This is a genomic window from Companilactobacillus paralimentarius DSM 13238 = JCM 10415, assembly GCF_001434985.1.
Classification (GTDB): Bacteria; Bacillota; Bacilli; order Lactobacillales; family Lactobacillaceae; genus Companilactobacillus; species Companilactobacillus paralimentarius.
On sequence record NZ_AZES01000045.1, the window covers coordinates 16,208 to 31,696 of the forward strand.

Sequence of the window (15,489 nt, forward strand, 5' to 3'; positions counted from 1 at the left end):
TTAAAGCGTGTCATTGGTATAAAGTTGTCATATTGTCTAGTCCATTGTAAAAATATTGTTTTATATAATTAATACCATGACAAATAGATAATTTTATTCCATTTATATATTTAAAAGCTATTTAACGCAAAAAAAAATTGGAATTTCTTCCAATTTTTAATAAATTATTTATTTTTTAGATCATTAATGGAATTGATATTAGTCATATATTTTGGAACGGCTAATCCAACTTTGGCACCTTCCAAGTTAGCACCGAGATCTTCAAACTTACCTTTGTAATCAGAATAGAACTTAGCTGATGTCTTAGGCAACCAGGCACTGACAGTTGCATCAGCGGCTTTTGTAGAAATAGAAGCCCAGACAGGTTGCATTTCCATAGCTTGAATAGTTACTTTATAACCTTGATCTCGCAATACTTGTGCAATCACATTAGTTGAGGCAATTTCTGAATCCCAGGCAACATATGTGATCTTCAACGATTGACCATGAACCTTCTTGACGCCTTTAGTCCATTGTTGAACTAATTTAGGATTATTTTTAATCCATTGTTTAGCGGCCTTATCAGGATCCATACCACCATTAACTTTCAACATAACATCTGACATCTGTGAAGGTGTCCAATGGAAACGATCCAGAATAGTGTATGCTTCAGGCTTATCCTTCTTCAAACCTTTACGAACAACAGTACTGATATGTTCTGCTTTACCATAAACGTTCTTAGGATCTTTCAAAAACTTCAATTTATATTTTTTGAACATCCAATGTGGTTGCCATCCGGTAATCACAATTGGTTGTTTATTTTTGTAGGCTTTATCCAAAGTACTTGTCATAGCTGAAGTTGAACTAGGCTGTAATTGCCAGTTGTTCTTCTCCAAACCGTAATCTTTCAAAGCTGTTTGAGTAGAGGCCATTACACCAGCACCGGCATCAATACCTGTAATTGTGTAATTAATTTGTGGGCCCAACTTTTCCTTACTTTTGTACGGAGCTGTTTGGGAACTACATGCGGAAATAATTGGGATGATTAATACTGCTAACAAGAAAAGTTTAATAAACTTTTGTTTTTTCAAAAAATCCCTCCTAGTTCTTTCTGCGTGTTCTTGTTAATGATTGAGTCAATCTATCTAAGATGATAGCTAAGATAACAATAGCTAAACCAGCTGAGAAACCATTACCAGCATCGTTTCTACCAACGGCGAAGTAAACTTTAGTACCAAGTCCCATTGCACCAATCATAGAAGCAATAACAACCATTGATAGTGAAAGCATCATACTTTGGTTAACACCAGCCATTAAACTAGTCTTGGCAATTGGTAATTCAACCTTAAATAGTTTTTGCCATTCGGTTGATCCGAATGAATCAGCGGCTTCGATCAATTCATCAGGAACTTCACGAATACCCATGTTTGTCATACGTACTGTTGGTGGCATAGCGAAAATAACTGAGGCTACAATACCAGGAACCATACCAATACCGAATAAAGCAACAGCTGGAATCAAGTAAACAAAGGCAGGCATTGTCTGCATGAAATCAAGAATTGGTTTCAAAATAATCTCAGCAGTATGACTCTTAGCCATCAGAATACCCAATGGAATACCAATAACTAAGGCAATCAAACTTGAAGTTAATACTAAGGTCAAAGTTTGTGTCATATCACGCCAGTAATCTAGGTTCCAAATCAATAAGAGACCTAAGAATTCGAAGATCAATAGACCCCAATTTTGCTGATCACGATTAACGTAATATGTTAAAGCAATAACTAAAACAATAAAAAGCCAAATTGGAATAATGTCGAATAACCATTGAAAGGCATTATTGATTGATCCAATAAAATTAGTGATGGCATTGAAAAATCCAGTAAATTGAACTAACCAATCAACAAAATTATCAATACAGTGTGCTAATGGAATTTGTGGAATACTACCTAATAAAAGACTATTCAAAATCACTCACCTCATTTCCGGCTAAGGCACCTAGAACGGCACCACGAACGATGATTCCCTTTAATTGCTTCTTATCATTGATAACAGCAAATGGAATACCTGTTTGGGAAATATCATCCATTAAATCAGAAATTGGTGTATCTTCTTCAGTTGTTGGAACTTTAGTTTGAATAATAGGTGTAATATCCCCTTTCTTCTCACGAACTAGTTTAATAACATCATTGGCATCAACTACTCCGAGTAATTTACGTTCGGCATTGACAATATAAGCGGTTGAAACTTCGTTAGCCTTCATCATCTTCAAGGTCAAACGAGGACCAGCCTTTTCAATATTAACTGTCATTGGACGAATCATTACGTTACCAGCAGTCAAAACCTTACTTCTATCAACATTTTCAATAAACTCTTCAACATATTCATCAGCAGGATGTGTCAAGATATCCTCTGGCGTACCAGTTTGAATAACTCGAGCATCCTTCATAATCATGATACGATCACCGATCTTCAAGGCCTCATTCAAATCATGACTGATAAAAATAATTGTCTTATGCAATCGTTCTTGGATATCCAAGAGTTGATCTTGCATATCGGTTCTGTTCAATGGATCAAGAGCTGAGAAAGCCTCATCCATTAATAGAATTTCTGGATCATTTGCAAGAGCACGAGCTAATCCGACACGTTGTTGCATACCACCTGACAATTGATCAGGATACTCATCGTTGTAACCAGTGATACCAACGGTTTCCAAAGCTTCTTTAGCTTTCTTTTCACGTGTATCCTTATCTACACCTTGAATTTCCAAGCCATATTCAGCATTTTCCAAAATAGTTCGATTAGGTAACAATCCAAAACTTTGGAAAACCATGCTCATTTTCTTACGACGAACCTCACGAAGTTCTTTCTTATCCATCTTCATTAAGTTTTCGCCATCAATCAATATTTCCCCATCAGTTGGGTCGATAAGACGATTGATCATTCTTACCAATGTTGACTTACCACTACCAGACAGACCCATAATAACGAAAATTTCACCATTATAAATCTTAAAGTTTGCTCGGTCTACACCAAGTGTGGCACCTGTTTCCTTGAGAATTTCCGATTTATCTTTTCCCTGTCTGCTTAACTCTTTAGCTTTATTGATATGCTTACCAAAAATCTTAGTTAAGTTTTTGACTTCTACTTTTGTACTCTTATTAGTACTCATTAAATCCCCCATTCTTGGAATTGAAATAAACATACTTTCCTATGCTCATTAATTAGAAATAAAAAAGCTATTATTTAAAAGTATAAATAACAGCGACCTTTATAACCCTAACAAATATTTCAAGCTTGTGCAAATATTTGAATCCATTGTAAGCCGTTTAGATTCGTAAAAAGTCCCGATTTTCGGCATTTTCAGGCACCATTCAACTCCACTTATAGTATAGGCTTAAGAGCTTTCACAAAGTTTCTAAGACAATTTATAAAAAAATAATCTATATTTCTCAAAAAAATATTATATTTTTTTCATTTAGCAACACAAAAAAAGAAATCTTTTTCTTTCTAAAAGACAGTTTAGAGTATGAATGTGCTTAAATTTTTATTTTCAAATCAAAAGAGGTGTTCATTATTGACCGAATTTAAACGGTTAATATCAACACCTCTTTTAAAGAACCTTTTAAGGTCTTTCTAAATGCATTTCTTTTTTAACATACTTTTCTGTACCATCTTCCGTGGCTTGTCCATAATACTTACATTTAAAATCAATTGTATTGAGAGTATTTTGCATAGCTTCCATTTGTTTCAAAACAGAAACACGTAATTCTTGAAACATCTGATAACGTTTATCCAAACTGGCATCCCCTTCAAGGGTCCATTGCATAAACTGCTTAATATCTCGAATAGGCATACCTGCATTCTTTAAGCATTCAATCATCTGCAAAGAGCCAATATTTTCTTCTGTAAAGCGTCTCACACCAGCTTCATTCTTATTAAGGTTAGGAATTAATCCTTCTTTATCATAGTAACGAATTGTTGGTAAACTCAATCCAAATTTTTCTGCTACCTCTCCAATTGAATAAGTAGTAATCATTTCTTGCATAAATAAACCTCCATATGCTTAACCTAAAGTTAAGTTTAGGTATTTGAGCTTTATCATAACATCAAAATAAAAAAGATACAGAATTCTGCATCTTTTTTATTTTGTAACATTTTTAGTTTGTGCCCATTCGTTAGATAGGAAGTAATCATCCATCTTATACTGTGTATTTTCAGGATTTGCCTTCTTATCTTTGTAATAGCCTTTCAAATGATGATCTAGCATTAACCAGCCACGCCAGCCCATATGGATAGTATCTTCAGCAATATAGTTAGAATTCTTAACATTAGAAAGGTCTACTATATTATTGAAGCCTTGAGTTCTCAACTGATACTTAATTTTCTTATCGAAGTTAGTAATTGAACTCTTTGGCATTCCAGTATACTTAACCCAATGTGGATTAATAGGTTGAATTACAAACATTACTTCTACCTTATTCCTAGCAAACATATAAAGTAGTGCTTGAAAATCATTATACTCTGGCGAACTAGTATATTTAACGTGACGATGAGTATTCTTATAAGTTCTAATTCTCTTTCTTAATTGACGCTTGTAGAAAGAATCGCCAATTTGCATATCGTTATCACGTGAATTATGCTTTGCCATCTTAGTAGCTAATTTATTTAAATCCTTATAATTATAACTATCAGGCAATTTACTTGCGGCATCATTAATCATATTCTCATGATCATTCATTGATAATGATCCGAACAGATTATCCTGACTTTGTAAGCTTGAACGTACAAATGTCTCAATATAGAAACGTTGGAAACTAGTAATCTGTTTACCTTCAGAAATACGTTCTAGAGCATCATCTTCGATGGGGCCTTTGCTGACTCCCAAATCAAGAATCCTTCCAGCAACATATTTGTTCATTGCTTTATCACCAGTATTAGATTTCAAAATGAAACCTGTTAATTGCAATGGTGATAGGAAATATTTGAAAGCATCAGCTTGAACACCGGATTTACTAAACCATTGTGGAGAAATAATGAATACAGCTTTATTTCCCTTAAGATTAGACATCCCACCAACATTCATTGCTTGTGTCAATGAAGCAGTACCAGGATTCCCCTGCAAAAATGGTTTATTCTTCCAGTGATATTTTTGTGCCATGGAAGATGGATGGAACGGATCCATTCTAGAAAGTTCTGACGAACCAATAATAGGAATATAGTTTTCCTTTTCAGCAGCATTCTTCACACTTTCACCCTTCAAAACTCGGATGTCCAATGAAGTAGCGGCCTGTCTAACTTTTTGCGGTGTAACCGTCTTAAAGTTGATTGGCGCCCAGAGAAGAATTAATAAAGCAGCAATGGCAACTATAACAGGTCCAAAAATCATCCATAACTTTTTTTTCATAGTCTATTCCAATTCTTGTACACGTTGAGCAATTTTGTTAACTGTTGACCATTGTGAACGGTCGAATTCTGAAACTGGTACTTGAATTCCGAAATCATCTTGGAGTGTTACCAAAACTTCTACTGTTGCCATTGAATCTAGAACACCATCTTTAAATAGATCTTGATCAGCATCTTGGCCGACATTGTCTAGGCCTGTAACATCTTGTAAAATACCTACGATTTTTTCTTTAATATCATCCATAATAAACTCTCCTAATTTTTAAATTAAACGAACCATAATTTATTTAAAATACCTGAGAAAATCATAAAACTGAAACATACAACATTAAATGTTAAGAAGATAGCAAATGCTTCTGTAAACTTATTGCTTGGAATTTGTTTACGATGTTTCTTCTTATATCTTAACCAGGCATCATTGGTAATCATTGCGCAGGCGTGGAAAATACCATAAACAATGTAGTACCAAGTCTCACCATGCCAGAATCCCATGATCAGGAACAAAGTAATGTAGCCAACATTAGCAATTGTGACACGGTTCTTTAACCATTTATGTTTGATAACAGTGAACATTAAACGCATATAGATGAAATCACGGAACCAAAATGATAAAGTGATATGCCATCTATTCCAAAAGTCCTTAATATTGTGGGACTTGAAAGGAGCTCTAAAGTTCATTGGTGTCTTTACACCCATGAAATTACTAATTGCTACAGCAAACAGTGAGTAACCAGCAAAGTCAAAGAATAAATACATACTATATACATACATGTAGGCTACTAGTGCCCAAGAAAGTCCTAACGGAGTCTGACCTTTATAAGATAAAGTCAAAATCTGAATCTTCGGTAACAATAATGTGCCAAAGAAGTATCCGATAATGAATTTATATAGCAACCCTTGCATCAATTTGTTAACACCACTGTGCAAAAGTTCAACATACTCATCACGACTAGGAACATTCATAACATCTTTTTGGAAACGTCTAAATCTATCAATAGGTCCAGACGAGATGGTTGGGAAGAATAGTAAGAAACGAACGAATTCATATGGCTTAATATCCTTAATTACACCATCACGAATTTCCATAATTATTTCGACCGCTTTAAAGGTTAAATAACTGATACCTAAAAAGGCAAATAATGAAATGGTTTGATTCTTAAGAAGTGGATCTAACTTTACGAAAACTAGAGGAATGATTGCCAATACAACATAACTGGTAAAGATCCAGAAATTATTGTGTTTTTTACGATACGACAGATATGTAAACACTAATAACATTTCGTAAAGAACATAGAAAATCAATGAAATTCCTTGAGACATATTGCCACCAAAGAATGTGATTATTAAGATAATGACTGTTGCGATAAAATCATAAACTCTGAAACGTTTACCAAACCATAAACCAATCATGATTGGTAACAAGAGCAACATTAAATAGATAAAATAATGTGGACTACTATAGGGTGTAATGTTATTCATTAATCTGGCCTATTAAAGTCTTTCTATCAATTTTTCCATTTTTACTAATTGGTAGTTGCTCTACAAATTTCAAAACGTTAGGAATCATATATTCCATTGTCGTTTCTCTCAATGAGTCTTTAATATCAGAATTTAAATCATTCGCATCATTATCTTTAAATTCATCTTCCAAAACGATACAAGCAATCATCTTGCTTACTTGTTTCTTATTGTTATACAAAGGAACTGTACATGATTGCTTTACCTGTCTTAGGTTACCAAGCATTGAATCCACTTCTTCTAGTTCAATTCTGTAGCCATGCATCTTAATTTGGAAATCAGTTCTACCATGATAGAACAATAAACCGTCATCAGCTTCACTGACCATATCACCGGTATGATAAAACATCTTACCGTCAATCTCTTCAAAAGCTTTTTCAGTTTGGATAGGATTATTGAGATAACCCTTTGATACATCCGGACCACTGACGAGTAATTCACCTGTCATCAATCCAGTTTTTTCATCAATCGCACCGATAATTTGATGATCCATATTTGATTTCAAATAACCAATTGGTAGACGATCAAATTTATCTAATGCATCTTGATCAATTTTGATCGATGTAATTGCAACTGTGTTTTCAGTTGGTCCATAAGTGTTGTAAAGCTCAGCACTAGGGAACTTCTTCAACAGTTTTTTAGCAGTTGCATGAGTCAATTCCTCACCACAGAAGATAAACTTATTCAATTGTGGCATGTGTTCTTCATCAAAGCCTCTAAATAATAGACACATTTCAAAGAATGATGGTGTTGAAACCCATGTATTGAAATCTGATTCAATAATAGCCTCTTGCAATTTACCAAAATTCTTAGTTGTATCTTTATCAACTACATTTAATGTAGCGCCATTCATCAAGCCTGGATAAATATCAAAGACTGACAAGTCGAAAGAAAATGGTGCTTGCAATAACATATTCATTTTATCTGAATAGTTAAATTCTTTCTCAGCCCATTGAACAAAATCCAAAATGTTGTTCGTACTAATTTGTACACCCTTAGGAGTACCTGTTGTTCCTGAAGTAAAAATGATATAGAAATTGTCATTCAATCCAACACTACGATTGCTGTCATAAATGTTGTTGTCAGAATTTAGTACATTGGACATCTCTGCTTTAGTTATTTGCGGAGTATCTACTCCAAAATCTGTTGTGTCACTCCAATTAAGGATCAAAGAAGGTTTAGCAACCGAATTAATTTGAATAATTCTTTGTGGATCCGAACCATCATCAACTGGAATGTATGCGTGGCCGGCTTTAATTGAACCTAAAAACATTACTAACATTTCAAATTGTTGTCCACCATAGATGATAAGTGGACTTTTAGCAGGAAGAAATTTGTCCTGTATAAAACTTGCTACACGGTCTGATTGTTGCATTAATTCTTGATAAGTATGTGTCTCTGACCCATTCTTGTAGCAAACTTTGTCAGGGTTTTGTAATGCGACGGTGGTTATTTTTTCAATGATTTTATTCATTAATATTACCTTCTCCCGTTAAAATTCGTTGTAAATAAATTTGGCACTACCAACACCGTTATACCCATATATATATAAGAGCACTAAGAAAATAGCGAAAAATACAACTGTCTTAATAACAAAAACCGTGGCCGGCTTTTTTAGAAAAACAAGTAAACTATTTTTCATAATTAACACCTCGTTAAAAAGAGTTTGCTTTATGCGAAAACTATCTAACCATTCAATATAAATGGTGTCAAACCAAGAAATGAACCTAAATAATTGATTATTGTTATTTCTATATCATTTGTATAAACATTATAATAAAATCTCTAGTGTCATACGAAGGCTCTTTTTATAAAGAAATTTATTACTTTTTGACCAAACGCAACGCTGACATATGATTGATCGATTATCTGTTTAAACAAATTTATTATAATTGAAATAACTTTAACTTTCCACAATATACGCTTTGTAATTGGCAAGCTTTCTTAATAAAAACTACTTTTCACTTTTTAGAAAATTTCAATAAGGAATTGCTTTACCGTTTTTTATTATGAACGACACATATTAAAAGTAAATGAATGATCGTCACAATTACCAAAGTGTTAGTCTCATGTGACATTTTTGTAAGATAAATCGGTTACATTGAAACGATATATTTTTTGCTTTATTTGTTTAAAATAACAAAAATCACAATTATCATATTTCTTTATTTTGTTATTTTTGAAATAAAGAAATAACTTGATATATTCGATTCCACTAAAACTTTACTAGAATGTGAATACGTTCAAATTCCTGTTTTACACAAAAAGAAGTGTTCATACTGACCAAATTTAATTGGTTAATATGAGCACTTCTTTTTCCATCAATTGATAATTCTACAATGTACGTCTTGGCAAAACTTTAGTAAGATTCTAAATGCTTTGTTTGAAATCAACATAAGCACCAATTAGATTAGCATCGTTACGATACTTACATGCCTTGATCATTGGCATGAATGGGGCGATCTCTACCTTATCTAATATAACTTGAATTTCTTTTTCAATATTTGGTATTAATGTATCTGATTGAGAAATTCCTCCACCTAATACGATCATCTCTGGGTCAAAACCATATTGTAGATTATAAATTGCTACAGCTAAGTGATGATATAAATCATGAGCATACTCTTGAGCTAGCTTATCGCCATTCTTAGCCAAATCAAATATATCTTTTCCAGAATAGTTAGTTCCTTTAGCATCATTGTAACGTTTAGCTAGTGACACAGCTGTACCAACGTTGCTTAACGTCTTATATCCTTCTGCAATAGTGTAACCAAATTCACCACCAAAAAGATGTTTTCCATGATGAACATGTCCGTCCATGATAACTGAACCACCGACACCTGTACCAATAACAATAAAGATCAAATTCTTTAGTCCTTTAGCTACACCACGATCCATTTCGGCCAAAGCAGCACAGTTAGCATCGTTTTCCATGCTTACTGGTAGGCCAAATCTTTTTTCTAATTCAGTTTGTATTTTAAAATTGTGAATATAAGGTAGGGCACTGGCACCCTCAATAACACCAGTTTCCTTATTAACTGCTCCTGGAGTACTCATCCCTACTCCCGCTAGTTCATGATTAGTTTTAAAATTATTAATTACTTTGGTCAAGCCTGCATAATAACCTGTGAGATCTTTCGGAGTATCAAAAGCACCCTTTTCGATTAACTGATCATTTTGACTATCCCACAATCCGTATTTAATACTTGTACCGCCGACATCTATTAAAGCAACATCCTTCATTTTTTCTCTCCTAATGCAATCGTTTTCATTTAATACTTCTAGATTAACATATCTATTAATAAATCGTTCAAAAGATTAGAAATCGAACACTTTTAATATATATAGCTGTTTAAACACAAAATATACTTATTTACATTTTTTTAATAGAAATGGTCTTGTTTTTGTTTATAATCATTTTTCAATTTAGATAAAAAACATTTATAAATTTAGATACAAACCGTCTGGCTTCTTTTGATAAACTCTAAGTATGAAATAGTTTCATGAATATCACAGTTAGGGGGTTAGCTAATGAAATTCTTAAAAAATATCATTCGTCTATTAGCTTTGACAAGTCTTAGTTTGTCTTTAACTCCCCTAACAACTATTAAGGCTGCCGAAGCTGATGCTATTAGTGTTGATAAATCTGACTCCGTTGTTACCTCATTAGCAGCCAATGATTCAACTGAACCTAATTCAACGACCTCAACCGTTACTGTGACCGTTCTTTCAGGTTATTTAACACTTGATGCTGTACCTGATTTCAATTTTGGTAATATTGCTTTAGGCTCAACGGCTAAATTGAAAAATAACACACCTGATACGACTGGTATCAATAATGCTGTTGATGATGGTAACAGCAAAGGACTTTTACAAGTCACTGATTCACGTAATTTAACTTCTAAAGAAGATATTCCCGGATTTAATTTATCAGCTAAAATGGGATCTTTAGTTGGAACTGATAACACATCACTTGATGCTATTTTGGATTTAAGTTCTATGCCTTTATTGGATTCTAATAACAATAACGTATCTAGCAGTTCCACTTCTCTTTCAACTCAAGCTGCTTCTTTAGTTTCAAATGCCAGCTCCACTTCAACTGTTATGGATCTAAAAAAAGGATCATACAATCCTGGTGTTATTAAGGCTGAATTTAATACACCTGATTCAGCAAGTATGACTCTCCCCAAAAATTCTGACTACAGTTACGACAAAACATCTAAAAATATGAATGCTGTGGTAACTTGGACATTAACTGCAAATCCTACAACAACAACTAAATAGATATCAAAATCCTCTAGCTTGAATATAAACTAGAGGATTTTTTATGATTAATTACAAAAAAAGACTTCCATTAAGTATTCAAGATATATTCTTTACTTGAATCTCTTAATAGAGGTCGTTTTTATTTTACAAAATTACGTATTAAACACACTCACATTTTAACCAAATTTGATTTTGATCTAACTGTCTTCTTTAAAATCCGTTATCAGCACTAATTTTAGCATACCATTGTCCTGATTTTTTCAATGTCTTTGTTTGCGTATGAATATCATCGCGAATCAAACCGTAACGATTACGATAGGCATTCTTCCAGGACCAACAGTCGATTGCCGTCCAAACAAAGTAACCATGGCAATTAGAACCAGCTTCGATACCCTTGTGCAATTGGACCAAATGATCATGAATAAAGTTGATTCGATAATCATCTTGAATAACGCCATCTTTCATGAAACGCTCTTCTCTTGAGACGCCCATACCATTTTCGGAAACGAACCATGGAATGTTTTTGTAGTTATCACGAATATTAATTGCAATATCGTAAAGCGTCTGTGGATAAATTTCCCATCCTTTATCAACATTCATAACTCGACCAGGCATTTCGTAATTATCAAAATAAATATCGGGCATCCAGTCTTGAAGACTCTTTGGTGAAACACTAGGTCTCTGGACTCTTTCAGGATGATAGAAATTAACGCCTAATACATCGACTGTATTGTCAGCAATCAACTTCAATTCTTCTGGTGTGCTTTGGAAAAGTACACCTGCATCATCTAATATTTGTACCAACTCTTCAGGAAAGTGTCCTAAGACAGCTGGATCCAAGAACATATTGTCATCCCACATAGTGGCGAATTTAGCAGCTTTGACATCTTCTGGATCATTTGAAGCTGGATAGGCTGGTGTTAAGTTCAAAATGGTTCCAATCTTAGCATCAGATTTGTTAGTTTTCTTCCAAGCTCTGAAACGCTTAATAGCTTTAGCAGATGCCAAATTCAAATTATAGGCAACTTGAACAGATGCTGGTCCATCAACTTTTAGTGGATAGTGAAATTGATACAAATATTCGCCATCCAAAATAACTTTAGGTTCATTAAATGTAAACCAGTTTTTAACTCGATCACCAAACAACTCAAAACATTTTTCAGCATAATCAGCAAATAGGTCAGTTACATGTTTTGATTCCCAACCACCAAATTCCTGATAGAGTTGAATAGGTAAATCAAAGTGAAACAAATTGATATACGGCTCAATTCCATTTTCAATCAAACAATTGATTACATTGTTATAAAATTCAGCACCATCTGGATCAACTTCACCAGTATCCAAATTTTTGATTAGACGTGTCCATTGAATTGAGGTTCTTAAAGCTTTGATACCAGCCTTTGCCATTAATGGAATATCTTTTTGATAGTCGTTATAGAAGTTGGAGGCTTCATCAGGCCCTACCCCATCGTAAAAATCATCCGGTTTCTTTTCAAACCAATAATCAAAGACATTTTGATTAGGCTTGTGAAAGTTACCTTCCGATTGTGGACCTGAAGTAGCTGCTCCCCAGGCAAAATCATCTGGAAATTTTACCATCGTTTAAGCATCCTCCTTTGGATACGTTTGAGCAAAATCAACTGCTGCTCCACGTAAATTAGCCTCGTCAGTGTAGTGACATGGTACGATTTCAGGTTTAATTGAAGCAATTTTAACAACTTTACGGATCTTTTCGATTTCCTTATTAACTTCAGGAATCAGATGTGGATTGTTAGATACTGCTCCCCCCAGAACAATCAATTCGGGATCAAAACTATATTGCAAGTTATAGATTCCTTTGGCTAAGGAATAATACATCGTCTGAACTTCTTTTTGTGCGCGTGTATCTCCATGATCAGCCAAATCAAAAACTTCTTTACCACTATAATTCGTAATTGGTTTGGAATTGGCATTATATCTTTGAGCCACACCAACTGATGTAGCCAAATTACTCAAAGTACTTTTATCATCAGCCAGTGTAAAACCAAATTCACCGCCGAATAAATGTGCACCGTGCCAAATTTGATGATTGATAATTACTGATCCACCGACTCCTGTACCAATAATTAGAAACAGCAAACTTGAAACATCCCTACCAGCTCCTGAATCTAGTTCTGCCAAAGCGGCACAATTAGCATCATTTTCCATGCTAACAGGTAAATCAAAACGTTTGCTTAAAGCCTGTTGAATTTCAAAATTATGAATATACGGAATAGCGGAGGCTCCTTCAACTACACCAGTCTTCTTATTAACAGCTCCCGGTGAACTGATGCCAACACCTGTAATTTGATATTGTGCCTTCATCGAATCCACTTTATTTGTCAAAACTTGATAAAACTCTTCGAGTGTTTGCGGAGTTTTAACTGGTTCTAATTTTTCTAGTTGGTCATCTTTCATCACTGCAAATTTGATAGATGTTCCACCAATATCAACCAAACCTAAATTACTCATCTTTATTCAATCTCCATTTCAAAAGGTGCTAGTGGAGCACCAAATTCATTAAACAAGGTACACTTTGGATAATTTGCATAAGCATAGCGAATCTTTTCAATATCTTGAGCGTTACTGATTACGATAACATTACCAACTGCGGAAACTTCTTGTGTCGACCACTTACCTGCTTTTCTAACTTCCATTTCGGCTTTTCCGCGTTGAACCAAGGCACTTACCGATGCAACAAACAGAATTAATTGATTGCCTACTATTTGTTTCCGATAAACATATGGAGTCGAATTGTAACTTTTATCTGAGAGAATTTTACCAATTCTAGTTCCTGCTATTCGTTTATGAGTAGGATGAATATTGTGTTTTTCACCTGTATCAGCAATAGAAACTAAGTGAACATCATTCAAAGTTTGCGTAATTTCTAATTGGTGTTGTCGAATAATAGCCCAAGCATCTTGTGGTTCATCGTAATAACCTGGCAATTGCACAATATAAAATGGCAATGATTGATCAGCAAACAACTTACGCCAACTCGAAACTAAACCACGGAGCATAATGGCATATACATCAGGATTGTCAGCATCATTTTCTCCTTGATACCAAACAACTTTATTAAAAGAGTAATTACTTACTTGTTCAATCATCGTATGGAACAAACCATTGGGACGTAAATAGGAAGTCGGTGTCATTGGAGGTGGCCACGGTGTGTGACCAACTTTATCCTTGGCATCACTCAATGAAACCTCAGGATTTTCTTTTTGAAATTTGGCTAAATCGGTATTATGTTTTTCCACCGAAGCATTGTAGTCAGCAAACTCGCGGTCATAATCAATTTGAGTCTTACCAGTCGTAGCTTCTTTAAATGGTTCAACATAACGATCAATTAATTCTTGGCTACTTTGCAAAACCTCTTCTGGCACCCATGATGATATTGAAGTTCCACCTTTATAACAGTCAATAATACCAACCACTTCATCAGGATCCAATTTTGATAATTCTTTGGCGATCCAATAACCAATATCGGACATTTCCCAAAGAGTATCTTTGTCTGCAATTTCCCACTTAGATGTAGTTAAACCTTTTGGTAATGTGATTTCATTATCCTGATATTCTAACTGTGGAACATTATAAAAATAAACATTTTGTAGATTCAAATGATCAATTTGTTCTTGATATTCGGCGTCATCTCGAAATTTGAATTCAATATTAGATTGTCCTGTCAATAAAATAACTTTACCCGTTTTAATATCTTTTAAAGTTAACGTCTCGTCTAAATTCTTCAATTCAATATCAGCAACTGTCTTTTCTGGCAAGGCCGAAATCTTAATTGTCCATAAACCATCATCATTAGTATTTGTGATAAAAACCCGATCCAATACTTTGGCACTGACAATCGTATTACTAATAGCTCGTCCACTAATCTTAAAAGACTTATTTTCAGGAACAACCATCTTATCTGTATAGATACCGTCTACTTGTAAAGTCCTATCCATTTACTTGTTCCTTAGCCTTTAATTGAGCGATTTCATCATGCAAATTAATTACCTTTTCAGCCACAGTCATCATAATGTCAGCTGAAATGAAATGATCTTGAGAATGAATCAACATGATTGATTTCTCAACCTTTTCCCCATTCATCTCATCAGTCATCCATTTAGTCTGAATATTGTGTGCCTCATGTAAAGTTTTTTTAGCATCTTTTAAAGTTGTTCTAGCAGTGTCGATTTCACCTTTTTCTGCTTGATTCATAGCATTGATACACATTGATTTAGCAGTTCCGGCAACCGAGATCAATTCCATTGCACGTTTTAATTGTTTTTCATCCAAGTTAATGACATC

15 protein-coding genes are annotated in these 15,489 nt (G+C 34.2%); 1 reads left to right on the top strand and 14 read right to left on the bottom strand.

Going from position 1 to position 15,489, the window contains the following annotated elements:
- Positions 1-164 precede the first annotated feature (164 nt).
- From FD33_RS04840 to FD33_RS04885, 10 genes are all read right to left on the bottom strand, one after another.
- Positions 165-1,070, bottom strand: a complete 906-nt coding sequence (locus tag FD33_RS04840) for a glycine betaine ABC transporter substrate-binding protein (RefSeq protein WP_025085935.1) — start codon at positions 1,068-1,070, stop codon at positions 165-167.
- Between the two features lie 10 nt (positions 1,071-1,080).
- Positions 1,081-1,944, bottom strand: a complete 864-nt coding sequence (locus FD33_RS04845) for an ABC transporter permease (protein WP_025085934.1) — start codon at positions 1,942-1,944, stop codon at positions 1,081-1,083.
- Entirely contained in the window at positions 1,937-3,148 is a 1,212-nt protein-coding gene (locus tag FD33_RS04850) for a quaternary amine ABC transporter ATP-binding protein (RefSeq protein WP_056955807.1), read from the bottom strand. Before FD33_RS04850 ends, FD33_RS04845 begins: the two co-directional genes overlap by 8 nt.
- Before the next feature lie 453 nt (positions 3,149-3,601).
- Entirely contained in the window at positions 3,602-4,015 is a 414-nt protein-coding gene (locus FD33_RS04855; RefSeq protein WP_025085933.1) for a MerR family transcriptional regulator, read from the bottom strand.
- A gap of 105 nt (positions 4,016-4,120) precedes the next feature.
- Complete coding sequence (gene dltD, locus FD33_RS04860; RefSeq protein ID WP_025085932.1) at positions 4,121-5,383, bottom strand: D-alanyl-lipoteichoic acid biosynthesis protein DltD; 1,263 nt, start codon at positions 5,381-5,383, stop codon at positions 4,121-4,123.
- 3 nt (positions 5,384-5,386) lie between these two features.
- A complete protein-coding gene (gene dltC, locus FD33_RS04865; protein WP_371125783.1) occupies positions 5,387-5,626 on the bottom strand; it encodes a D-alanine--poly(phosphoribitol) ligase subunit DltC in 240 nt (79 codons plus the stop codon).
- 23 nt (positions 5,627-5,649) lie between these two features.
- Positions 5,650-6,861: a D-alanyl-lipoteichoic acid biosynthesis protein DltB gene (gene dltB, locus FD33_RS04870; protein WP_025085930.1), complete on the bottom strand. Its 1,212-nt coding sequence runs from the start codon at positions 6,859-6,861 to the stop codon at positions 5,650-5,652.
- Positions 6,854-8,374, bottom strand: coding sequence for a D-alanine--poly(phosphoribitol) ligase subunit DltA (dltA, locus tag FD33_RS04875; RefSeq protein ID WP_025085929.1), 1,521 nt, complete (start codon positions 8,372-8,374; stop codon positions 6,854-6,856). Before dltA ends, dltB begins: the two co-directional genes overlap by 8 nt.
- Before the next feature lie 18 nt (positions 8,375-8,392).
- Positions 8,393-8,542, bottom strand: coding sequence for a teichoic acid D-Ala incorporation-associated protein DltX (locus tag FD33_RS04880; RefSeq protein ID WP_025085928.1), 150 nt, complete (start codon positions 8,540-8,542; stop codon positions 8,393-8,395).
- 728 nt (positions 8,543-9,270) lie between these two features.
- On the bottom strand, positions 9,271-10,143 hold the full coding sequence (locus tag FD33_RS04885) for an ROK family protein (RefSeq protein ID WP_025085927.1): 873 nt from the start codon (positions 10,141-10,143) through the stop codon (positions 9,271-9,273).
- Positions 10,144-10,431: 288 nt separating this feature from the next.
- On the opposite strand from FD33_RS04885, the gene FD33_RS04890 reads away from it, so the two are divergent.
- Complete coding sequence (locus tag FD33_RS04890; RefSeq protein WP_025085134.1) at positions 10,432-11,184, top strand: WxL domain-containing protein; 753 nt, start codon at positions 10,432-10,434, stop codon at positions 11,182-11,184.
- 192 nt (positions 11,185-11,376) lie between these two features.
- On the opposite strand, the gene FD33_RS04895 is transcribed toward FD33_RS04890, so the two are convergent.
- The 4 genes from FD33_RS04895 to FD33_RS04910 are packed head-to-tail and all read right to left on the bottom strand — an operon-like array spanning position 11,377 to position 15,477.
- Entirely contained in the window at positions 11,377-12,765 is a 1,389-nt protein-coding gene (locus FD33_RS04895; RefSeq protein WP_025085135.1) for a glycoside hydrolase family 1 protein, read from the bottom strand.
- 3 nt (positions 12,766-12,768) lie between these two features.
- Complete coding sequence (locus FD33_RS04900) at positions 12,769-13,656, bottom strand: ROK family protein (protein WP_056955808.1); 888 nt, start codon at positions 13,654-13,656, stop codon at positions 12,769-12,771.
- A gap of 2 nt (positions 13,657-13,658) precedes the next feature.
- Positions 13,659-15,143, bottom strand: a complete 1,485-nt coding sequence (locus FD33_RS04905) for a sialate O-acetylesterase (RefSeq protein WP_056955809.1) — start codon at positions 15,141-15,143, stop codon at positions 13,659-13,661.
- Positions 15,136-15,477 (bottom strand): PTS lactose/cellobiose transporter subunit IIA, encoded by a 342-nt coding sequence (locus tag FD33_RS04910; RefSeq protein WP_025085137.1) that lies wholly within the window; start codon positions 15,475-15,477, stop codon positions 15,136-15,138. Before FD33_RS04910 ends, FD33_RS04905 begins: the two co-directional genes overlap by 8 nt.
- Between the last annotated feature and the right edge of the window lie 12 nt (positions 15,478-15,489).